At 66.1% G+C, this 21,990-nt stretch carries 19 protein-coding genes; 15 read left to right on the top strand and 4 right to left on the bottom strand.

What is annotated here, in order from left to right; all coding sequences use genetic code 11:
* Positions 1-127 precede the first annotated feature (127 nt).
* From pyrR to FBY31_RS03705, 13 genes are all read left to right on the top strand, one after another.
* Complete coding sequence (gene pyrR / locus FBY31_RS03765) at positions 128-715, top strand: bifunctional pyr operon transcriptional regulator/uracil phosphoribosyltransferase PyrR (protein ID WP_142037073.1); 588 nt, start codon at positions 128-130, stop codon at positions 713-715.
* On the top strand, positions 712-1,734 hold the full coding sequence (locus FBY31_RS03760) for an aspartate carbamoyltransferase catalytic subunit (RefSeq protein ID WP_142037070.1): 1,023 nt from the start codon (positions 712-714) through the stop codon (positions 1,732-1,734). The genes pyrR and FBY31_RS03760 overlap by 4 nt, the downstream gene beginning before the upstream one ends.
* Positions 1,734-3,080 carry a dihydroorotase gene (locus FBY31_RS03755; RefSeq protein WP_142037068.1) on the top strand — a complete coding sequence of 449 codons (1,347 nt, stop codon included), beginning with the start codon at positions 1,734-1,736 and terminating at the stop codon, positions 3,078-3,080. Before FBY31_RS03760 ends, FBY31_RS03755 begins: the two co-directional genes overlap by 1 nt.
* Positions 3,080-3,601, top strand: coding sequence for a PH-like domain-containing protein (locus FBY31_RS03750; RefSeq protein ID WP_142037064.1), 522 nt, complete (start codon positions 3,080-3,082; stop codon positions 3,599-3,601). Before FBY31_RS03755 ends, FBY31_RS03750 begins: the two co-directional genes overlap by 1 nt.
* Positions 3,582-4,898, top strand: coding sequence for a glutamine-hydrolyzing carbamoyl-phosphate synthase small subunit (gene carA / locus FBY31_RS03745; protein WP_142037061.1), 1,317 nt, complete (start codon positions 3,582-3,584; stop codon positions 4,896-4,898). Before FBY31_RS03750 ends, carA begins: the two co-directional genes overlap by 20 nt.
* The gene (gene carB / locus FBY31_RS03740) at positions 4,898-8,212 is read left to right on the top strand and encodes a carbamoyl-phosphate synthase large subunit (protein WP_142037059.1); all 3,315 of its coding nucleotides are present in this window, start codon (positions 4,898-4,900) and stop codon (positions 8,210-8,212) included. Before carA ends, carB begins: the two co-directional genes overlap by 1 nt.
* Positions 8,205-9,077 carry an orotidine-5'-phosphate decarboxylase gene (gene pyrF, locus FBY31_RS03735; protein WP_142037057.1) on the top strand — a complete coding sequence of 291 codons (873 nt, stop codon included), beginning with the start codon at positions 8,205-8,207 and terminating at the stop codon, positions 9,075-9,077. The genes carB and pyrF overlap by 8 nt, the downstream gene beginning before the upstream one ends.
* Before the next feature lie 129 nt (positions 9,078-9,206).
* Positions 9,207-9,524: an integration host factor, actinobacterial type gene (gene mihF, locus FBY31_RS03730; protein ID WP_200833299.1), complete on the top strand. Its 318-nt coding sequence runs from the start codon at positions 9,207-9,209 to the stop codon at positions 9,522-9,524.
* A gap of 46 nt (positions 9,525-9,570) precedes the next feature.
* Positions 9,571-10,167, top strand: a complete 597-nt coding sequence (gene gmk / locus FBY31_RS03725) for a guanylate kinase (RefSeq protein ID WP_142037050.1) — start codon at positions 9,571-9,573, stop codon at positions 10,165-10,167.
* 15 nt (positions 10,168-10,182) lie between these two features.
* A complete protein-coding gene (gene rpoZ / locus FBY31_RS03720) occupies positions 10,183-10,443 on the top strand; it encodes a DNA-directed RNA polymerase subunit omega (protein WP_003800778.1) in 261 nt (86 codons plus the stop codon).
* A gap of 34 nt (positions 10,444-10,477) precedes the next feature.
* Positions 10,478-11,719, top strand: a complete 1,242-nt coding sequence (gene coaBC, locus FBY31_RS03715) for a bifunctional phosphopantothenoylcysteine decarboxylase/phosphopantothenate--cysteine ligase CoaBC (protein WP_142037048.1) — start codon at positions 10,478-10,480, stop codon at positions 11,717-11,719.
* 76 nt (positions 11,720-11,795) lie between these two features.
* On the top strand, positions 11,796-13,031 hold the full coding sequence (metK, locus tag FBY31_RS03710; protein WP_142037046.1) for a methionine adenosyltransferase: 1,236 nt from the start codon (positions 11,796-11,798) through the stop codon (positions 13,029-13,031).
* A gap of 155 nt (positions 13,032-13,186) precedes the next feature.
* Positions 13,187-15,289 carry a primosomal protein N' gene (locus tag FBY31_RS03705; protein ID WP_235012922.1) on the top strand — a complete coding sequence of 701 codons (2,103 nt, stop codon included), beginning with the start codon at positions 13,187-13,189 and terminating at the stop codon, positions 15,287-15,289.
* A gap of 33 nt (positions 15,290-15,322) precedes the next feature.
* On the opposite strand, the gene FBY31_RS03700 is transcribed toward FBY31_RS03705, so the two are convergent.
* From FBY31_RS03700 to FBY31_RS03685, 4 genes are read right to left on the bottom strand one after another with little or no spacing between them, the layout of a single operon-like run.
* Positions 15,323-16,399 (bottom strand): glycosyltransferase family 4 protein, encoded by a 1,077-nt coding sequence (locus FBY31_RS03700; protein WP_142037043.1) that lies wholly within the window; start codon positions 16,397-16,399, stop codon positions 15,323-15,325.
* Positions 16,396-17,325 carry an alpha/beta fold hydrolase gene (locus FBY31_RS03695; protein WP_142037041.1) on the bottom strand — a complete coding sequence of 310 codons (930 nt, stop codon included), beginning with the start codon at positions 17,323-17,325 and terminating at the stop codon, positions 16,396-16,398. Before FBY31_RS03695 ends, FBY31_RS03700 begins: the two co-directional genes overlap by 4 nt.
* A 7-nt stretch (positions 17,326-17,332) precedes the next feature.
* Complete coding sequence (locus tag FBY31_RS03690) at positions 17,333-18,202, bottom strand: aldo/keto reductase (protein ID WP_142037025.1); 870 nt, start codon at positions 18,200-18,202, stop codon at positions 17,333-17,335.
* Positions 18,203-18,212: 10 nt separating this feature from the next.
* A complete protein-coding gene (locus FBY31_RS03685) occupies positions 18,213-19,145 on the bottom strand; it encodes a sugar-binding transcriptional regulator (RefSeq protein ID WP_442858207.1) in 933 nt (310 codons plus the stop codon).
* Between the two features lie 166 nt (positions 19,146-19,311).
* Between FBY31_RS03685 and FBY31_RS03680 the strand changes: the two genes are divergently transcribed.
* Both FBY31_RS03680 and FBY31_RS03675 read left to right on the top strand, forming a co-directional pair.
* Positions 19,312-21,129, top strand: a complete 1,818-nt coding sequence (locus FBY31_RS03680) for a glycerol-3-phosphate dehydrogenase/oxidase (protein ID WP_142037021.1) — start codon at positions 19,312-19,314, stop codon at positions 21,127-21,129.
* Positions 21,130-21,219: 90 nt separating this feature from the next.
* Positions 21,220-21,969 (top strand): MIP/aquaporin family protein, encoded by a 750-nt coding sequence (locus FBY31_RS03675; protein ID WP_142037017.1) that lies wholly within the window; start codon positions 21,220-21,222, stop codon positions 21,967-21,969.
* Positions 21,970-21,990 lie beyond the last annotated feature (21 nt).

The following is a 21,990-nucleotide window of genomic DNA, read 5'->3' as shown; positions in this document are numbered from 1 at the left end:
CGGCGGGAAGTGTGACCATCACCGCGTCCTTCCCGCACGGGTGCCGCCATGCCCGTATGGTAATTTTGAAACGCACATGATCCTTTTTTAATTCCGTCCTGTGAGGCGGGGAAAGGGGAGACGAGCGTTGACTTCTGTCACCAGCGCACCGGTTCCAGCCAGGGTGGTCCTCAGCCAGGCGGACATTGACCGGGCCCTCACTCGTATCGCCCATGAGATCCTCGAGGCCAACAAAGGTTCCCAGGACCTCGTCCTGCTCGGCATTCCACGCCGCGGTTATCCGCTGGCCGCCCGGCTCGCCGGGAAGATCGCCGCAGCCGATCCCACCGTGGACGCCGGGGCCATCGTCGGCCAGCTCGACGTCACCATGTTCCGTGACGACCTGTCCCACCAGGGCACGCGCCCGCCGTACCCCACCAAGCTGCCCCGTACGGGCATCGACAACAAAGTGGTGGTCCTCATCGACGACGTCCTGTACTCGGGCCGCACCATCCGCGCCGCCTTGGACGCCCTCGTTGACCTGGGCCGGCCCCGCATCGTACGCCTCGCCGTGCTCATTGACCGGGGCCACCGCGAGCTCCCCATCCGGGCAGACCATGTGGGCAAAAACCTGCCGACCTCCTCAACCGAGAAAGTCCGTGTCCGGCTCGAGGAAACGGACACCGCCCCCGGCGGCACCCCCGTCAACGAAGTAGTCATCGAGGGCCGCTCGTGAAGCATCTCCTTTCCACCGAAGACCTCAGCCTGGCCAACGCCATCCGCATCCTCGACACCGCCGAGGAAATGGCTGCCGTGGGCGACCGTGAGGTCAAGAAACTGCCCGCCCTGCGCGGCCGCACTGTGGTGAACCTCTTCTTCGAGGACTCCACCCGCACCCGCATCTCCTTCGAAGCCGCCGCCAAGCGGTTGTCCGCGGATGTCATCAACTTCGCCGCGAAGGGCTCTTCGGTCTCCAAGGGGGAGTCCCTCAAGGACACTGCCCAGACGCTGTCCGCGATGGGCGCGGACGCTGTTGTCATCCGCCACTGGGCCTCCGGGGCACCGCACCGGCTGGCCGCGACGGATTGGATCGATGCCGCGGTCATCAACGCCGGTGACGGCACCCATGAACACCCCACCCAGGCGCTGCTTGATGCGTTCACCATGCGCCGCCACTGGACCCGCCTGGCCGGCACCGGATCCGAAGGCGCAGACCTTAAGGGAATGCGGGTGGCCATCGCCGGGGACGTCCTGCACTCCCGGGTGGCACGCTCCAACGTCTGGCTCCTGCGCACCCTCGGTGCCGAGGTCACCCTGGTGGCGCCGCCCACCCTGCTGCCCATCGGCGTCGAAAAGTGGCCCTGCACGGTGAGCTACGACATGGACGAAACCCTCCAGCAGGGCGTTGACGCCGTAATGATGCTCCGCGTGCAGGGCGAACGCATGAACGCCTCCTTCTTTCCCAGCACCCGGGAATACTCGCGGCGCTGGGGCTTCGATGACAACAGGCTGCGCGCGCTGGACACCCTGGGCATGAAGGACACCATCATCATGCACCCCGGGCCCATGAACCGGGGCCTGGAAATTTCCGCTGCCGCCGCCGATTCCCCCCGCTCCACCGTCCTGGCCCAGGTCCGCAACGGCGTGTCCGTGCGGATGGCCGCCCTTTACCTGCTGCTCTCCGGGGACACCCGCGAACCAGCCGCCCCCGCCCTGGCCTATGCCGGCACCCATTCCACCAAGGAGAGCAACTGATGGCAGTCAACACCGGAACCTATCTGATCCGCGGCGCCTCACTCCTGGGCGGCGAGCCGGCGGACCTGCTGATCCGCGACGGCGTCATCGCCGAAACCGGAACAGGGCTTACCGCTGAAGGTAGGGCCACAGGGGCCACCGTTATCGAAGCCGCCGGCCTGGTGGCGCTGCCCGGCATGGTGGATGTCCACACACACCTCCGCGAGCCCGGCCGCGAGGACGCCGAAACCGTTGAGACCGGTACCCGGGCCGCCGCCCTCGGCGGGTACACCGCCGTCCACGCCATGGCCAACAGCACTCCCGTGGCGGACACCGCCGGCGTGGTGGAGCAGGTGTACAGCCTGGGCCAGGCGGCCGGCTGGGTGGACGTGCGGCCCGTAGGCGCCGTCACCGTGGGCCTGGCCGGCGAACAGCTCGCCGAACTCGGCGCCATGGCTGATTCCCGCGCCAGAGTCCGGATGTTCTCCGACGACGGCATCTGCGTGCACGATCCCGTCCTCATGCGCCGTGCACTGGAGTACGTCAAGGCCTTCGACGGCGTGGTGGCCCAGCACGCGCAGGAACCGCGCCTCACCGCCGGAGCCCAAATGAACGAGGGCGAAGTGTCGGCCGTGCTGGGGCTCACCGGCTGGCCTGCCGTCGCTGAGGAAAGCATCATCGCGCGCGACGTGCTGCTCGCCCAGCACGTTGGTTCCCGGCTCCACGTCTGCCACGTTTCGACGGCAGGGTCGGTGGAGATCATCCGCTGGGCCAAGCAGCGCGGCATCAACGTCACGGCCGAGGTCACCCCGCACCACCTGCTGCTGACCGATGACCTGGTCCGCAGCTACGACCCCGTGTACAAGGTGAACCCGCCGCTGCGCACCGACGCCGATGTCCAGGCCCTGCGCGCCGGCCTCGCTGACGGAACCATCGACGTGGTCGGCACGGACCATGCACCGCACCCCAGCGAGCACAAGGAATGCGAGTGGGCCCAGGCCGCCATGGGCATGACCGGCCTGGAAACAGCACTGTCCGTAGTGCAGCACACCATGATCGAGACCGGCCTGATGACCTGGGCTGACTTTGCCCGGGTGACCTCCACAGCTGCCGCGAAGATCGGCCGCCTCGAGGACCAAGGCCGGCCGCTGGAAGCAGGGGAGCCCGCCAACATCATCCTGGTGGACCCCGCCGCGCGCTGGACGGTGGAGCCCGCCAAGATGGCCACCATGGGACGGAACTCCCCGTTCAAGGGCATGGAGTTGCCCGGCAAGGTGGTTGCCACGTTCTTCAAGGGCCACCCCACCGTGCTGAACGGCGTCCTCAACACCCCTTACCCGCACGCGGCGTCCGTGGGCGCTGCCTGATGGACAGCCAGCTGCTCTCGCTGATCATCACGCTGGCCCTCATCGCCATAGCCTTTGCCCTCATCGGCCTGGGCTGGCGGAACCGCCTTCGACGCCAGGCCGACGTCGAACAGCTGCCGCGGGTGCCGGAGGCGCCGGGGGAGCCGGTCAGCAGCGCCGAGGGGCAGTACGTCGCGTCCACCACCGGCGGCGACTGGCTGGACCGGATCGCCGTGCACGGGCTGGGGATCCGGACCAACGCCACGCTGGAGGTCTACCCGCACGGTGTCCTCTATGACCGGGCCGGAGCGCAGACGCTGTACATTCCTGCGGCATCCCTCACCGGGGTGCGGCTGGACAATGGCATGGCGGGCAAGTTCGTGGAGAAGGACGGCCTTCTTGTGCTGGCATGGGTGCACGGCAGCCACGAGCTCGACACCGGCTTCCGGACCCGCCGCGCAGAGGACAGAAACGTGCTTTTCGCAGCACTTCAGGAATTGATTTCTTCGGCCCCCGCGGCTGATGCCAATAGTGGAAAGTAAGACAGTGACTACAAACACCGCAGTATCCGCCCCAGTTTCCGCTCCTGTATCAGCTCCCGCTGCGCTGGTGCTCGAAGACGGCCGCATCTTCCGCGGAAGCAGCTACGGCGCCACCGGAACCGCCCTGGGCGAGGCCGTCTTCGCTACGGGCATGACCGGCTACCAGGAAACCATCACGGATCCTTCCTACGCCCGCCAGCTGGTGGTGCAGACCGCACCGCACATCGGCAACACCGGCGTGAACAATGAAGACGCCGAGTCCCGCCGGATCTGGGTGGCCGGCTACATCGTCCGTGACGCCGCCCGGCGTCCGTCCAACTGGCGCTCGGAGCGTTCCCTGGACGAGGAACTCGTGGCGCAGGGGATCGTGGGCATCCAGGGTGTGGACACCCGCGCCATCACCCGCCACCTGCGCGAGCACAAGACCATGCGTGCCGGCATCTTCTCCGGTGAAGCCGCCCGGGCCTCGGACAAGGAACTGCTCGACGCCGTACTGGCCAGCGCCCCGATGGAAGGCGCCAGGCTTGCCGAGGAAGTCAGCGTGGACGAGGCGTACGTGGTGGAACCGAAGGACCACGGCTGGGACGGGGAACCCCGGTTCAGCATCGCCGCCGTCGACCTCGGCATCAAGGCCATGACGCCCGTCCGGTTCGCCGAGCGCGGCGTCCGCGTCCACGTACTCCCCGCCACCGCCACCCTCGACGACGTCAAAGCCGTCAACCCGGATGGTTTCTTTATGTCCAACGGCCCCGGCGACCCCGCCACCGCCGACGCCCAGGTCAAGCTGCTCCGCTCCGTCCTGGACGAAAAACTGCCCTACTTCGGCATCTGCTTCGGGAACCAGATCCTGGGCCGCGCGCTGGGCTTCGGCACCTACAAGCTGCGCTACGGCCACCGCGGCATCAACCAGCCGGTGATGGACCGCCGCACGGGCAAGGTGGAGATCACCTCCCAGAACCATGGCTTCGCCGTGGACGCGCCGCTCGACGGCGCCACCCAGGCCCCGGAGTCGCGTTACGGGCGCGTCGAGGTCAGCCACGTCAGCCTGAACGACGACGTCGTGGAAGGCCTCGCCTGCCTGGACATCCCCGCCTTCTCCGTGCAGTACCACCCCGAGGCAGCGGCCGGCCCCCACGACGCCGCGTACCTGTTCGACCGCTTCATCGACCTGATGGAGGGCACCCGGGACGGCAGGACCGCCAACCTGTCCAAGGACCCCGTGGACTCTGCCCACCCTGCGCAAGCGGACCACACAGGCGAACACAAAAACGACAACAAGACTGAGGACAAGAAGTAATGCCGAAACGTACAGATCTCAAGAGCGTCCTCGTCATTGGTTCCGGCCCGATCGTCATCGGCCAGGCCGCCGAATTCGACTACTCCGGCACGCAGGCGCTGCGCGTCCTCAAAGAGGAGGGCCTGCGGGTCATCCTCGTCAACTCCAACCCGGCCACCATCATGACCGACCCGGAGTTCGCCGACGCCACGTACGTCGAGCCCATCACCCCCGAGGTGGTGGAGAAGATCATCGCCAAGGAACGCCCGGACGCCGTGCTGCCTACCCTGGGCGGCCAGACGGCCCTGAACACGGCCATCGCACTGGACAAGAACGGTGTCCTCGAGAAGTACAACGTGGAGCTCATCGGCGCCAACATCGCCGCGATCGAACTCGGCGAAGACCGCGAGAAGTTCAAGGGCGTGGTGGAACGCTGTGGTGCCGAGTCCGCCCGCAGCCACATCATCCACACCATGGACGAGGCGCTGACGGCCGCCGAGGACCTCGGCTACCCCATGGTGGTCCGGCCGTCCTTCACCATGGGCGGTCTGGGCTCGGGCCTTGCCTACAACGAGGACGACCTTCGCCGCATCGTGGGCCAGGGCCTGCAGTACAGCCCCACCAGCGAGGTGCTGCTCGAAGAGAGCATCCTTGGCTGGAAGGAATACGAGCTCGAGATGATGCGGGATAAGAACGACAACGTCGTGGTGGTCTGCTCCATCGAGAACTTCGACCCCGTAGGCGTCCACACCGGCGACTCCATCACGGTGGCGCCGGCCCTCACCCTCACCGACCGCGAATACCAGCGGCTGCGCGATATCTCCATCGCAGTGATCCGTGAAGTGGGCGTGGACACCGGCGGCTGCAACATCCAGTTCGCCATCGACCCCGCCACCGGGCGCGTGGTGGTCATCGAGATGAACCCGCGCGTGTCCCGCTCTTCAGCGCTGGCATCCAAGGCCACCGGCTTCGCCATCGCCAAGATCGCCACCAAGCTCTCCCTGGGCTACACGCTGGACGAAATCCCCAACGACATCACCCAGAAGACCCCCGCATCCTTCGAACCCACCCTGGACTACGTTGTGGTCAAGGTGCCGCGCTTTGCCTTCGAGAAGTTCCCGGCAGCGGACAACACCCTCACCACCACCATGAAGTCGGTGGGCGAGGCCATGGCCATGGGCCGCAACTTCACCGAGGCCCTGCAGAAGGCGCTGCGGTCGCTGGAGCAGAAGGGCTCGCAGCTGGACTTCAGCTCCGTCCCCGAATGGGAAGTTGCCGAGCTCATCGAAAAGGCAAAGCGCCCGACGACGGAGCGGCTGCACCAGGTCCAGCGCGCCCTCCTGGGCGGCGCCAGCGTGGAGGACCTCTTCGAGGCCACCAAGATCGACCCATGGTTCCTGGACCAGCTCCAGCTGCTCAACGAGATCTCCCGCGAGATCCGCCAGGCCGGGGCGCTCACGGCTGACATGCTCAAGCGCGCCAAGCGCCACGGCTTCTCGGACGAGCAGATCGGCACCCTCACCCACAACTCTGAGGCCGTGGTCCGCGGTGTCCGCCAGGCACTGGGCATCCGCCCCGTCTACAAGACCGTGGACACCTGCGCCGCCGAATTCGCCGCGTACACGCCGTACCATTACTCGGCCTATGACGAGGAGGACGAGGTTGCGCTGCACTCCAAGCCGTCCATCCTGATCCTCGGCTCCGGCCCCAACCGGATCGGCCAGGGCATCGAGTTCGACTACTCCTGCGTCCATGCCTCCATGGCACTGCGGAAGGCCGGCTACGAGACCGTGATGGTGAACTGCAACCCGGAGACCGTGTCCACGGACTACGACGTCTCCACCCGCCTGTACTTCGAGCCGCTGACGCTCGAGGACGTGCTGGAGGTCATCGCGGCCGAGGAACGCACCGGCGGTGTGATGGGCGTCTTCGTCCAGCTCGGCGGCCAGACCCCGCTCAAGCTCGCCCAGCAGCTCGCCGACGCCGGAGTGCCCATCCTGGGCACGTCCCCGGAAGCCATCGACCTGGCCGAGCACCGCGGATTGTTCTCCCGTGTGTTGGACAAGGCCGGCCTGGTTTCTCCGAAGAACGGCACGGCCGTCTCCTTCGAGGACGCCAAGAAGATCGCCGACGAGATCGGCTACCCGGTCCTGGTCCGCCCGTCCTACGTGCTGGGCGGCCGCGGCATGGAGATCGTCTACGACGAGCCCAACCTGTCCCGCTACATCGCCAACGCCACGGAAATCACCCCGGACCACCCGGTGCTGATCGACCGGTTCCTGGAGGACGCCGTCGAAATCGACGTCGACGCCCTCTTCGACGGTACGGACATGTACTTGGGTGGCATCATGGAGCACATCGAGGAAGCCGGCATCCACTCGGGCGACTCCGCCTGCGTCCTGCCGCCCATCACCCTGGGCACCAATGTCCTGGAGCGGGTGCGTACCGCAACCCGTGCCATCGCCGAAGGCGTAGGTGTCCGCGGCCTGATCAACATCCAGTTCGCCCTGGCCTCCGACGTCCTGTACGTGCTCGAAGCCAACCCCCGCGCGTCCCGGACGGTGCCGTTCGTGTCCAAGGCCACCGGCGTGCAGATGGCCAAGGCCGCCGCCCTGATCGGCACCGGCGTGACCATCGGACAACTCCGCAGCGCCTACAAGATGCTGCCCGAAACCGGCGACGGCTCCACCCTGCCCCTGGACGCCCCGGTGTCCGTCAAGGAAGCAGTCCTGCCGTTCAGCCGCTTCCGTACCCTTGAGGGCAAGGTGGTTGACTCCCTGCTCGGACCGGAAATGCGCTCCACCGGCGAGGTCATGGGCATCGACAAGCACTTCGATACCGCGTTCGCCAAGAGCCAGGCAGCAGCCAACAACGCGCTGCCCACCGAAGGGAAGATCTTTGTCTCCGTGGCCAACCGCGACAAGCGTTCTGTGATCATGGGCGTCAAGCGGCTTTCCGACCTCGGCTTCGAGATCGTCTCCACCGGCGGCACCGCGGACGTCCTGCGCCGCAACGGCATCCAGGCCACTCCGGTGCGCAAGGTGGCGGAAGGAAGCAGCGCGGAGGGCGAGGGCACCATCGCGGACCTCGTTATTGCCGGCGAGATCGACATGGTCTTCAACACGCCCTCCGGCGGCGAGGCCCGCAGCGACGGCTACGAGCTGCGCGCCGCCGCCACGTCCATCGGCATTCCCTGCATCACTACGGTGGCCGAATTCAACGCAGCGGTCCAGGCGATCGAGGCCATGCGGACGTACGAATGGTCGGTCACCAGCCTGCAGGAGCACGCCGCTGCCCTGGCCGAGTCACAGAAGGCGGCCCTGCAGCATGCCTGAGCAGGTGCCAGCGACCGCTGAAGTGCAGGGCCGGGAGTCCTTTGGCTCCCGGCTCGGCGCGGCGATGGCCGCGCGCGGCCCGTTGTGCGTGGGCATTGACCCGCACCCGTCCCTGCTGGCCGGCTGGGGGCTGAAGGACGACGTCGACGGCCTCCGCTCGTTTTCCCTGACAGTCCTGGACGCGGTCGCTTCCCTCGCTGCCGCCGTCAAGCCGCAGGTGGCGTTGTACGAGCGCCACGGGTCCGCCGGGATGGCTGTACTGGAGGAGGTCCTTGCCATCGCCCGGGATGAGTCCGTGCTGACCATTGCCGACGCAAAGCGCGGCGACATCGGATCCACGATGGCTGCCTATGCTGACGCGTGGCTCCGGGACGGTTCCCCGCTGGCCGCCGACTCGGTGACCCTGAGCCCCTACCTGGGTTTTGAATCGCTGCGCCCCGCGCTGGACCTCGCGGCTGAAACCGGGCGGGGGGTTTTTGTCCTCGCACTGACATCCAACCCCGAAGGGCCGTCAGTCCAGCATGTCGGGGGAGCAGATTCGGTGGCACGCCGCATCGCCCTGGCTGCCGGCGGGGAGAACCGCCGTTACCCGGGGGACCTGGGCTCTGTGGGACTGGTGGTCGGTGCCACGGTCGGCTCCGCCCTGGTGGACCTGGACATGGACCTCGCCGCCATGCGCGGACCCATCCTGGCACCGGGCCTCGGCGCACAGGGGGCCACCCCGGCCCATCTCCGCGCCACCTTCGGCAACGCCTATGCGCAGGTGCTCGGAACTTCCAGCCGGGAGATCCTCTCCGCCGGCCCCAAGCGGGAGGCACTGCGGGACGCCGCCCGGCGGACGCTCGACGGGTTGCGGGGCGAATAAGATACTGCCGATGAATCGCTGGCCGTTTCGCCCGGATGCATTGATTCGAGCAGCACCAAAGGGTAGTTTCAGGATACGTCCAAGGGCGGCCGCCCTTGGACGTATCCGCCGAAATCGGGGGTGTCACCCATGGTGCTGCGACCCTTATCCGCGTCCGAGCGTACTGATGCCCTGAACAAGGCGGCAGCAGCCAGGGCAACCCGGGCGGCGGCCAAGGAAAGCCTGAAGAACGGCGAGAGGTCCGCGGCACAGATCATCAGCTCGGCGTTGGAAGATGAAGCCATGGCGCGGATGAAGGTTTCGGAGTTGCTGGAGGCTTTGCCAGGTATCGGTAAAGTCCGTGCTGCCGCCATCATGAAGCAGCTCGGTATTGCGGCTTCCCGCAGGCTCCGGGGCCTCGGCGTCCACCAGCGCCGGGCGCTGGTAGATTTTATAGACGAGAACTAGGGCTGGCCCCCGGCCGCCTTCCCCGAACTCCGGCCTAAAGGAATACGTGAGCAAAAAACCTGGACTGACAGTCCTCGCAGGTCCGACGGCTGTTGGCAAAGGCACCGTGTCCACCTTCATCCGGGACAACTACCCGGAGGTCTGGCTGTCTGTATCAGCCACCACCCGGGCACCCCGGCCGGGTGAAATCGACGGCGTGCACTACTTCTTCAAATCCAAGGAGGAGTTTGAGCGCCTGGTCGCCGGAGGCGAGCTCCTGGAGTGGGCAGTGGTCCACGGGGAGAATACGTACGGCACCCTGAAAAGCACCGTGAACAAGGCCATCGCCGAAGGACGCTCGGTGCTGCTGGAGATCGACCTGCAGGGAGCCCGCCAGGTGAAGGCTGCCGTTCCGGACGCACAGTTCGTCTTCCTGGCTCCGCCCAGCTGGGACGAAATGGTACGCCGGCTTGTGGGCCGCGGCACTGAAACACCTGAGGAACAGCAGCGCCGGCTGGAAACCGCTAAACTGGAGCTTGCTGCTGAACCGGAGTTCGATCATACCGTCATCAATGACGACGTTCGCCGGGCGGCGGACGAGCTTGTTTCACTCATGGGGCTGACCCCGCATCCGCACGGAGCGCGGGAAGCGTCAGCCCGCTAGGAATTTGGAGAATTCGTGTCCACGAACCTTGAAGGCATCATCAACCCGCCGATCGACTCGCTGCTCGAAGCAGCCGATTCCAAGTACGGCCTGGTGATCTTCGGTGCCAAGCGTGCTCGTCAGATCAACGCCTACTACGCCCAGCTGCACGAGGGCCTCTTCGAGTACGTCGGCCCGCTGGTTGACACCAAGCTGAATGAAAAGTCGCTTTCGATCGCCCTGCGCGAGATCAACGAAGGCAAGCTGGTTTCCACGCCGATCGAAGCCGCGGAGTAATTCTGCCGCCTGACGTGCTGTTGACGGAGGTCACGTGCGCATAGTCCTCGGAGTCGGGGGAGGGATTGCCGCCTACAAGGTGGCATCGCTCCTCCGGCTTTTTACTGAAGCCGGCCATCACGTCACAGTGATCCCCACGGAGGCGGCCACCCGCTTCGTGGGAACTGCCACCTGGGAGGCGTTGTCCGGGAACCCGGTCAGCAACAGTGTTTTCGACGACGTCCACCAGGTCAACCACGTCCGCCTGGGCCATGAAGCGGACCTGGTGGTCATCGCCCCGGCCACAGCCGACCTCCTGGCCAAAGCAGCCACCGGCCAAGCCGGCGACCTCCTCACCAACACCCTGCTGATGGCCCACGGTCCGGTGCTGTTCGCCCCTGCCATGCACACAGAAATGTGGCAGCACCCGGCCACCCGCGCCAACGTCGAAACCCTGCGCCGCCGCGGCGCAGCAGTCCTTGAGCCCGCCACCGGCCGGCTGACGGGATCCGACTCCGGACCGGGCAGGCTGCCCGAACCCGAAGTGATTTTCGACGCCGCCATGGCCCTGGTCCAGGGGCAGTCGGACTACCAGTTGCCGCTGGCCGGCCGGACCGTCACCATCAGCGCCGGCGGAACCCGCGAACCCCTGGATCCCGTCCGGTTCCTCGGCAACCGGTCCTCCGGCAAGCAGGGCGTTGCGCTGGCCGTCGCTGCACGGAATGCCGGGGCAACAGTCCGGCTGCTCGCGGCCCACATGGAAGTTCCCCCGCCGGCCGGGGTGGAAGTGGTGCATGTGGAGACCGCCCTGCAGCTGCGGGAGGCCGCGCTGGCAGCCGCTGCCGATTCCGACGTTGTTATTATGTCCGCTGCGGTGGCCGACTTCCGCCCGGCAGAGGTCTCACACACCAAAATCAAGAAGCGCGACGATACCGCCGATCCTGTCATCACGCTGGTCCGCAACCCGGACATCCTGCATGAACTTGTGGAGCGCCGGAACATCTCCGGATCCGGGGAGGGGCAGCAGCTGATCGTCGGATTCGCCGCGGAAACCGGGGACAGCCACGGCGATGTCCGCGCGTACGCCGAAGCTAAGCTCCAGCGCAAAGGCTGCGACCTGCTGGTAGTCAACCACGTGGGCGCTGACAAGGTTTTCGGCCAGGACACCAATTCCGTTGTCATCCTGTCCCGTTCCGGTGCCGAGCCACAGGAGGCGGCCGGAACCAAGACGGAAGTTTCGGCCGCCATCATCAGCCGGATCGGCTTCGAACTGAACCACGTTTCGCCCCGCGCCTGAGTGTTCCAGGCCACGTCCGCTTAGTACGAGGACTTCTCCTGCGGGGCCTACGGATTCCAACCAGTAAGGTAGTTGAGTGACTTTACCGCTGCACCTTCCCCAGTCCCACGCGGCCACGCCCTCCGCGCTCCGGCTCTTCACCTCCGAGTCGGTCACCGAGGGCCATCCGGACAAGATCTGCGACCAGATCAGTGACGCCATTCTTGACGCCCTGCTGGACAAGGACCCGGAATCCCGCGTTGCCGTGGAGACCATGGCCACGACAGGCCTGGTCCACGTGGCCGGCGAGGTCACCACCGACGCCTACGTCGAAATCCCGCAAATTGTCCGCGAGACCATCCTGGGCATCGGCTACGACTCCTCGGCCAACGGCTTCGACGGTGCCCGCTGCGGTGTTTCCGTGTCCATCGGCCAGCAGTCCAACGACATCGCCGGGGGAGTCTTCAACTCCCTTGAAGCCCGTGAGGGACGCCAGGAGGACGACTACGACCTCCAGGGCGCCGGCGACCAGGGCCTGATGTTCGGCTACGCCAGCGACGAGACTCCGTCCTACATGCCCACGCCCATCTGGCTCGCACACCGCCTCTCGGAGCGGCTCACCGAAGTTCGCAAGTCAGGCCAGCTGCCCTACCTGCGCCCGGACGGCAAAACCCAGGTGACTGTGGGCTATGACAAGGACCTTCCCGTCTCTGTCGAAACTGTTGTGATCTCCAGCCAGCACGCTGAGGGTGCAAGCCTGGAACAGCTCCGTGCGGATCTGGCCTCCATTGTCATCGAACCCGTCCTGGCCGGGGCCAACCTGGACATTTCCCGTGCGGCGAACATCCTGAACCCGGCCGGTGAATTCGTGATCGGCGGGCCCGTGGGCGATGCCGGCCTCACCGGCCGGAAGATCATCGTAGACACCTACGGCGGCATGGCCCGCCACGGCGGCGGTGCCTTCTCCGGCAAGGATCCGTCCAAGGTGGACCGGTCCGCTGCCTACGCCATGCGGTGGGTTGCCAAAAACGTGGTGGCAGCAGGACTGGCCAAGCGTGCGGAGATCCAGATTGCTTACGCCATCGGCCAGGCCCGCCCCGTGGGAACCTACGTTGAAACCTTCGGCACCGAAACGGTGGATCCCGCACGCATCAGCGCCGCCATCGCGGAGATTTTCGACCTTCGGCCCCGCGCCATCATCGACGCCCTGGACCTGAAGCGGCCCATTTACGCCAAGACTGCCGCACACGGACACTTCGGCCGAGACGATCCGGACTTCACCTGGGAGCGCCTGGACCGCGTGGATGACCTGAAGGCATTCTTCAACGCCTAGGGAAACCCGGGTCCTGTGCCGGCGGGTGATGCCGCAGGCAGGAATGTCAGTGCCTGCGGGTGTACTGGCTCTGTCCACCCAGGCGATGCTGAACGGAGGTAGCCGCAGTGGTTGCTGATGATTCGGCACAACCGTTACTGGATCTGCCTTCAGGCGTGCAGCCATCCCTGCTGCAGGGCTTCCCGGACCGGAAACACCAGGCCGGCCCGCAGTTGGCAGACCACCTGCCAGTGGCCCGTGTGCTCGTGGAGTCCTCCCTGCCCCACCTGGACCGGCCCTTTGATTACGGCGTCCCGGCCACTCTCGACGGGGAGGCCCAGCCTGGGGTCAGGGTCAAGGTCAAATTCAACGGCCAGGATTTGAGCGGCTTCATTATGGAGCGGGTGGCAGAGTCCGACGCCGGCCACATGCTCCTGCCGCTGGCAAAGGTTGTCTCCCCGGTTCCTGTCCTGACGCCGGAAATCCGCGACCTCGCCACCGCCGTCGCTGCCCGCTACGCCGGAACGCTGAGCGATGTCCTCCGTGTCGCAGTCCCGCCCCGGGTGGCCCGGCTGGAGAAAACTTTCCCTGGTCTCCCCGAACCAGCGGCCAAGCAGGAACCAGCGGCTGAGGAGGCGGCGGCCGGCCAGCCAATGAACACTGGCGCGGACGTTACCGGGCATGGCGCCTGGGCTGAGTACCGCAACGGTCCGGCATTCCTCCGCCACCTGGCCGACGGCGGGGCGCCACGGGCGGCAGTCAATCCGCTTCGGGGCTCCGGCCCCGCAGGCTGGACCCAACTGGTGGCCCAAGCAGTGGCCGCTGTCTTCTCTTCGGGCCGGGGTGCCTTGGTGGTGGTGCCGGATAACCGCGACCTGGCCCGGCTTGAGGAGGCGCTCACGAGCGTGCTGCCGGAGCAGGCCGTAGCCCGCCTGACGGCAGAGGACGGACCCACTCCGCGCTACCAGAACTTCCTGCGCCTCCTTGCCGGCACAGCACGTGTGGCGATTGGCACGAGGTCGGCTGCCTACGCCCCGGTCAGGCACCTGGGGCTCGTTGTTTGCTGGGACGACGGCGACGACCTCCACATCGAGCAGCGCGCGCCCTATGCCCATGCCCGCGAGGTCCTGCTCCTGCGCGCCGAACAGGCAGGGGCGGCATGCCTCCTGGCTGGCCACACCCGGAGTACCGAAGTCCAGCGGCTGGTGGAGACGGGCTGGGTGCTTCCCGTCGAGGCCGATCGGAGCGTGGTCCGCCGCGCGGTCCCGCGGGTGGTGAACACTGCTGACAGCTTCGAGCAGGTTCGGGATCCGCTCGCCCGGATTGCCCGGCTGCCCGGTGCTGCCTGGCGTGCTGCCAAGGAAGGACTCGAGCGCGGGCCCGTCCTGGTCCAAGTGGCACGTGCAGGGTATGTGCCCTCACTGGTGTGCGAAACCTGCCGTGAACCGGCCAGGTGCGGAACCTGCCAAGGGCCGCTGGCGCTGGCCAGCGGCAGTTCCGCGGTTCCGCAGTGCCGCTGGTGCTCCACCCCGGCACTCAATTGGGGCTGCTCCCATTGCGGCGGCCGGAGGCTCCGCAAGGGTGCTACCGGAGTGATGCGAACGGCCGAGGAACTGGGGCGCGGTTTTCCGGGAAAAACGGTGATCACGTCCTCGGGCGACCAAGTCAAAGCCACTGTAGGCACGGGTGCATCATTGGTAGTAGCCACCGTAGGTGCAGAACCCGTGGCCGAGGGCGGCTATGCGGCGGCGCTGCTCCTGGACGGCGACTCGTTGCTGCGGCGGGAAAACCTGCGGGCCGGCGAGGACACAGTGCGCCGGTGGTTCAACGCCGCTGCCCTGGTGCGGCCGGCCTCCGAGGACGGACTCGTCGTCATCACGGCATCCGAGACGTCCGCCGTGGGTGCCCTGCTGCGGTGGGACCCTGCCGGTTACGCCCGGCGGGAGCTGTCTTTGCGGGTGGAACTGCAGTTGCCGCCCGCGGTGCGGATTGCGTCGGTCACCGGCCCCCGGGCCGCCGTCGAACACTTTACGGCCGCAGTGGCAGCCCAACTGGAACCGGCCGGGATCAGCCTGCGCAGCGCGGGGCCGGCCCCGGTAGTCCTTAACGGACCGCCCTCAGGGCGCCGGGTCGAAGAGGATGTCCGGACCCTCCTGTTTTTCCCGTACGCCCAGGCAGCGGCCGTAACCCGGGTCCTGCGCGCAACCCGGGCTGCGACCGCCGCAAAGCGGAGCGCGGAGCCCGTCCAGCTTCGCCTTGACGGCGTGGACGTACTCTAGCTTGCGCCACAGTTGAATCCTGTCGCGGCCCCGTTAGCTCCGGCGCCGGGCGATGATGTCGTGTGCCACGTCCACCAGTTGGCGGGCCGATTCGTCCCAGGTGAACTCGCGGGCACGGGCCAGGGAGCGCCGCGAGGCTTCCTCCCACCGTTCCCGGTCCTTGAGCTTCGTCACAGCAGCGGCGAACTGTTCGGGCGAGGCCGGATCAACGTAGCTGGCGCAATCACCGCCCACTTCCCGGAAAATGGGGATGTCACTGGCAATGACGGGGGTGCCCAGCGCCATGGCTTCAACGAGCGGCAGGCCGTAACCTTCGGCCCGGGAGAGGCTCACCAGCGCCGTCGCCGTTTTCAGGAAGGTTGCGTACTCCTCGTCCGTGACCCCGTTGTGGAACACCACATGGGCTCCGGGCGGGACGAGCTTTTCCAGCTCTGCGCGGCGCTGAGGAGTGATCCTGCTCAGCAGGTGAAGCGTGTAGCCGGGGAGCGAAGCCATCCCCGCCACCATGGTTTCCACATTCTTGTAGGGCATAAAGGACCCCATGTAGACGAGTGAAGGTTCGGCGCCGGCCTCCGGTGTCCGCGGTTCTGCGGCTGGCTGGGGAGCGTTGCCGATGATCCTTACGGGCCGCCGCGTCAGCCGGTACTTGGCCATCAGCGCCTCCGTTGTCCTGCTGACGGTTGCCACCGCGTCCGCCCGGTTGAGGAGGAGCCGCTGCGGCCAGAAAGCCTTGTGGTACAGCCGCCACAGCAGGCGGACCGGGGCGGGCAGGAATCCTGGCGGCGCAGTGTGCTCGTAATAGATGAGGTCGTGCAGCGTCAGGACCAGTCCGTATTTCCGGCCCCAGCTGCCCATTGTCTGCATAGGGCAGACCACCACGTCTGCGCCCAACCGGTTCACTTTGCGCGCAACAAACAGTTCCATGGGGGAGAGGGGACTGTTGATCAGCGTATATGGAACATCGGGCAGCAGGGCGAGCTGCCGGAGGTCCGAAACCAGCATGGAAACATCTGCGATCTTCGCGGTGGCCTCGATCAGGCTCGTTCCATAGCGGCTGATGCCGTCATGGTGGTCGGTCCTGGTGAAACGGGCATCAATGACTATCTTCACGCGGGATGGTCCTTCAGGAAGCTGCGGATATATCGGGCGGCGGGCTCCGGCGTCTCGTAGTGGATCAGATGGCCAACGCCCGGAATGACCTTGAGTTCGCCGTCGGGCAGCAGCTCGAGAAGCCGGTGCTGGTCGGGCAGGTTGGCGATTTCGTCCTTTTCGCCGGCAACCAGCAGCACCGGAAGGCGCAACCGGCCGGCCACCTCGGCCACGTGGCTGCTGACGGAGGCTGTGAACGATTCGAGGAGGCTGTCCCTGCTGGCGAATGCGCTGAAGTACGCGTGGTGCTGGCCGTGGATAAAGCGCCGCAGCTCCCGGTCGGTTGTCTTGGCCATGGTCTCGCTCATCACACGGACAATCAACGGGCTTCGCAGGAGTGCCTGCCCCAACGGGCCGGGAAGCCGGGCGGCAAGTTTGTAGTACAGCACCGCCAGCCTGGTCATGATGCCTTTGGGACCTTCGAGGGCCGGCGCGGCAATGGGATTGATAAGGATCAGGGGATGCACGGCGGCGGGTTGGGCGGCCACGAAGTGCGCGGCGAGGATGGACCCGAAAGAGTGCCCCAGGAGAACCGTGTCCGGTCCCAGGCCCAGGGTACTCATGAAGTCCGTGATGAACGCCCCGTAGCCGGGCACCGTGTGGCCGCCGGATCGGAACGCCTCTGAGCTGCCGAAACCCGGCAGGTCCGGCATGATGATGCGCATTTCGGGAAGCCGGTCGGCCACGCGCAGCAGTCCGTGATGGTCGCCGCGGAACCCGTGGATCACCAGGATGGTCCTTGTTTCCGGTGTTTCCTGGACAGGTTCATAGGTCCAGAAGGCCACCTTCCCGCCGGCGAGCTGCAGGGAAGAGGCATGGGTGCGTCCGGGCAGGTCAGGGCTGAAGAAGGAGGGCGCGGGCGGCTGCCCCGAATGGGTTGTTTTCATGCAGGTCCTAATTGACGTTGTCCGGATGGGAGCCGGTGCGCTCGCCCCGGTCGAGGCCCGCGAGCGCATCCATATCCCGGGCCGAAAGCTCAAAGTGGAAGACGTCCAGGTTCTCCCGGATCCGTGCCTCGGAGCTGGCTTTGGGGATGGCGATGTTCCCGAGCTGTACGTGCCAGCGGAGGATGACCTGGGCAGGCGTCCTGCCGTGTTCGGCGGCGCACGCCTGGATGACGGGGTCGGCAAGCACGCGTCCGCGGCCCAGGGGGCTCCACGCTTCGGTCCGGATGCCCAGGTCATCGTGAATCTTGCGGAGCTCATGCTGCTGAAGCCAGGGGTGCAGCTCGATCTGGTTGACGGCCGGTGTTACTTCGGCTGTCTGCAGCAGCCGGTCAAGATGCGCAGGCTGGAAGTTGCTGACACCAATGGCCCGGACCTTTCCCTCCCGGTAGAGCGTCTCAAGGGCCCGGTAAGTTTCCTGGAACAGTCCGCGCCGGGGGCAGGGCCAGTGGATGAGGTACATGTCCACGTAGTCCAGGCCGAGGTTGACCATCGAGTCATCGAATGCCCGGAGGGTCGCGTCGTAGCCGTGGTGGTCGTTCCACACCTTCGTGGTGACGAAAAGGTCTTCCCTGGCGGGTGCCGGGAAGAGTTCCCCAGAGCCGCCGCTGCCTGCCGGACTACCGAGCTGGGAGCTGATGCCGCGGGCAACACCCGACTCGTTGCCGTACATGGCCGCGGTATCAAAATGCCGGTAGCCGGCATCGAGGGCCATGGCCACGAGTCCGGCTGCGTCCGACGGCGGCACCTTGTACAGGCCAAAGCCCAGCTGGTCGATCAGCACACCGTTGTTCAGGCTGAGCCGGGGTGAGGTCCTCATAACCTTGACTCTACCTATTCGAACCCGTGATGCCTTCCAGGCCCACCAGGCGGCGCGCGGTGGCCTCGTCGAGGATCAGGTCTGTCGCCAGGCCGGCCGCAAGGGCGCCTTTGAGGCCGTTGATTTTGGAGACCCCTGAAACTACGCAGATCCTGCGACGGACCTGCCGGAGTTCTGACAGGGCCGGTCCGGTGGACCGCTCGTTCAGGACGATGCCGTCCGATGAACCGTCGCTGCGGAAGAAAACGGTGGCCACGTCGCCCACCACGTCGGAATTAGCCAGGATGCTGAGGTCGTTCTCGTCCAGGTAACCGCCGGCGTAGACATGGCTCGGGTAGTCGGCGTCCACTGAGCCGACACCAAAGATCGCGATGCTCATCTTGGACTGAAGTACGAGGATCCGCTGCACGCTGCGTTCATTCCACATCGCGGTCTTGGTGGCGGCGTGGTCAAAGAAGGCGGGAACCGGGAACTGTTCCACCCGTGCTCCGTAGGCGTTGCCGAAGCGGCGCATGATGTCGCTCGCGTAGGTGATGCCTGTTGTGTGCATGTTGCCGGCGCCATTCAGCTGCACAATTACACTGTCGTGCGTAATTTTCCTGGTCAGGTGCCGGCTGACGGCGCTGAGCGTGGAGCCCCAGGCCACGCCGATAATCGCGTTGGAATCCACCAGGGGCCCGATGGTTCGCGCCGCCTGCATGGCCACGCGGTCCAGGGTTTCGGCCTCGTTGAGGGTTTCCACCACCGGAACAACGTGGACGTCAACCCCGTACCGGCGGCGGATCAGGCCTTCCAGCTCCGGGGCGGTGTCCAGCGGGTTGCGGATCTGGACTTGGACCAGGCCCGAGTCCCGGGCCGAGGACAACAACCGTGAAACCGTTGACCGCGAGGTCCGGAGTTCGCGGGCAATAGCGTCCATCGTAAGGTCCTGCAGGTAATACATCTGTGCAGCCCGAAGGGCTTCAGCATGCCGGGAAGGGTCCACGCGAACTCCGCTCTGCACGTTTGTGCATAGTGCTTGACTCCATTTTCCATTACTCCAAACAATAGATGAGAACGGCGGCGCACCTGAAGGTGGCCGCGCCACACAAAGCCCCAAGGGAGTCGTTTTGGGACCCAAGGATTCACCTGCCCATCCAGCCGCGCCGAAGCCCGTCCGTGAACGCGCATCAGTACACAACTTGAGGCGGCGCCCCCACGCAAAGGTGCTGGTGGTCGGCGGCGGAATCAACGGCGTCGGAACCTTCCGGGACCTCGCCCTGCAGGGAGTGGACGTGGCACTCGTTGAGCGGGGGGACTACTGCCAGGGAGCCAGCGGAGCGTCCTCGCACATGATCCATGGCGGCATCAGGTACCTCGAAAACGGCGAGTTCAGGCTGGTCCGGGAATCGGTAGTGGAGCGCAACCGGCTGCTTCGGATCGCCCCGCACTACGTCAAGCCGCTGCAGACCACCATCCCCATTTTCAGCACCTTCTCCGGTATCCTCGCCGCTCCGCTGCGGTTCCTTACCCACAAACAGCAGGGCAAGCCCAAGGAACGCGGCGCCTTCCTCATCAAGCTTGGCCTCAGCCTCTACGACTCCTTCTCACGCAACGGAGGAGCCGTGCCGCGGCACCGGTTCACGGGCCGCAAACGCGCCCTGGCTGAACTGCCCGGCCTGCGCCCGGACATCAAATACGCGGCCACGTATTTCGACGCCTCCGTCCACAACCCGGAGCGGCTCACCCTCGACGTCCTGCAGGACGGCGAAAAAGCAGGGCAGGTGCCCGGCGCCGCCAATACCCAGGGCAGCACCGCCCGGGCCAGCAACTACCTTTCGCTGAAATCCATGACCGGCCAGCCCAACCGCGGCACTGGCAAAGGCAGCACGGTGCGGCTGCGTGATGAGCTGACCGGTGAGGAGTTCGACTTCACCGCGGATGTCATCGTTAACACCACGGGCGCCTGGGTGGATCTCACCAATGAGGCGATGGGAACCGCCTCCGCCTTTATGGGCGGCACCAAGGGTTCGCACGTTGTGCTGGACCACCCAGGGCTGCTTGACGCCTGCCGCGGACGTGAGATTTTCTTCGAACACACGGACGGGCGGATCGTCCTCATTTATCCCATGGGAGACCGCGTCCTCGTAGGGACCACCGACGTGGACGCGGAGATGGGCCAGGACGCCGTCTGCACCGACGAGGAAATCGACTACTTCTTCGAACTGATCGGCCACGTGTTCCCGGACATCCCCGTCAGCCGTGACCAGATCGTTTACACTTTCTCTGGCGTCCGGCCTCTGCCCCGGCACGATGCGACCCACCCCGGTTTCGTTTCCCGGGACTACCGGATTGAGCGCCGCGGACCGGGCAGCGCCGCATCCGGTCCGGGCGCCGTCGTGCTCAGCCTGGTGGGCGGCAAATGGACCACCTTCCGCGCCCTGGCCGAGCACCTGACCAACGACGTCCTCGCCGAGCTCGGCGTGCAGCGCAAGGTGTCCACGGCGCAACTACCCATCGGTGGCGGCGCAGGCTTCCCGGCCGACGAGGCCGGGGTCCAGAAGTGGATCAAGCAGCACATGGCTCCAGGCCGGGACGCGGACCGGACCGCCGGTTTGCTGACCCGCTACGGGACGCGGGCGGAGGCCGTGATGGCCTACCTGGATGCCGGACCTGACCACGTGTTGCACTCCACCCGGGAACTGAGCGTGCGCGAACTTGAGTTCATGGCAGTCCACGAACAAGTGGGACACCTTGTAGATGTCCTTATCCGCCGGACGTCCCTGGCCTTCCGGGGCCTCGTCACAGGCGAACTGCTCAACGAGGTGGCAGAGGTTCTCGCTGTGCCACTGGCCTGGGACGCCACGGCGCGTGCCGCAGAAATCCGGCACGCGCAGGAAGTCCTGCAGCGGTTCCACCGCGTAGAGATCAACAGCCTGGTCGCCTAGGCCCGGCTGGCGGCCGGGGCGCTAACCTGCCCCGGCAAACAGTCCTTCAACCCGCGAAGGACTGACAACAGAAAATAAGGAGAGTCAAAGATGTCTCTTGGAATTGTTTTCCTTTCCGAAGTATTCGGAACGGCGATGCTCACCCTGCTGGGTTGCGGCGTTGTGGCCAACGTCGCCCTGCGGGGCACGAAAGGCAACAGCGGCGGGTTCCTGATGGTTACTTGGGGATGGGGTATCGCTGTCTTCGCGGGTGTCTATGTGGCCGCGAAGTCGGGATCACACCTGAACCCCGCCGTGACGCTTGGTTTCCTGGCTAAGGGAAATAAGGAATATGCGCCGGACGTTCCCGTTGATTTCGCGTCCACGCTGACCTATCTCGGTGGGGAAATGCTGGGTGCGTTCCTTGGTGCCGTCGTCTGCTGGCTCGCCTACAAGCAGCATTTCGACGCCGAAGAGGAAGCCGCCAGCAAGCTTGCAGTTTTCTCCACCGGCCCTGCGATCCGTACTAGTTCCTGGAACCTGGTGACCGAGATCATCGGCACCTTTGTCCTGGTGTTCGTCATCCTCGCCTTCGGCGGAACCCCGTCCGGCCTCGGGCCGCTCGCTGTGGCCCTCCTCGTCGTCGGCATCGGCGTCTCCCTGGGCGGCCCCACCGGCTACGCCATCAACCCCGCCCGTGACCTCGGCCCGCGCATCGCCCACGCCCTGCTCCCCATCAAGGGCAAGGGCTCCAGCGACTGGGGCTACTCATGGATCCCGGTTGTGGGCCCGCTCGTCGGCGGCGCCCTGGGCGGACTCGTCGCCCGGCTGCTTCCAATCATCGCCTCAGCAGCTGCCTGACCACTTAGTCCAGCCATCGAC

It is taken from the genome of Arthrobacter sp. SLBN-100, assembly GCF_006715305.1.
Taxonomy (GTDB): Bacteria; Actinomycetota; Actinomycetes; order Actinomycetales; family Micrococcaceae; genus Arthrobacter.
This window is presented reverse-complemented; position numbering and strand designations above follow the sequence as displayed.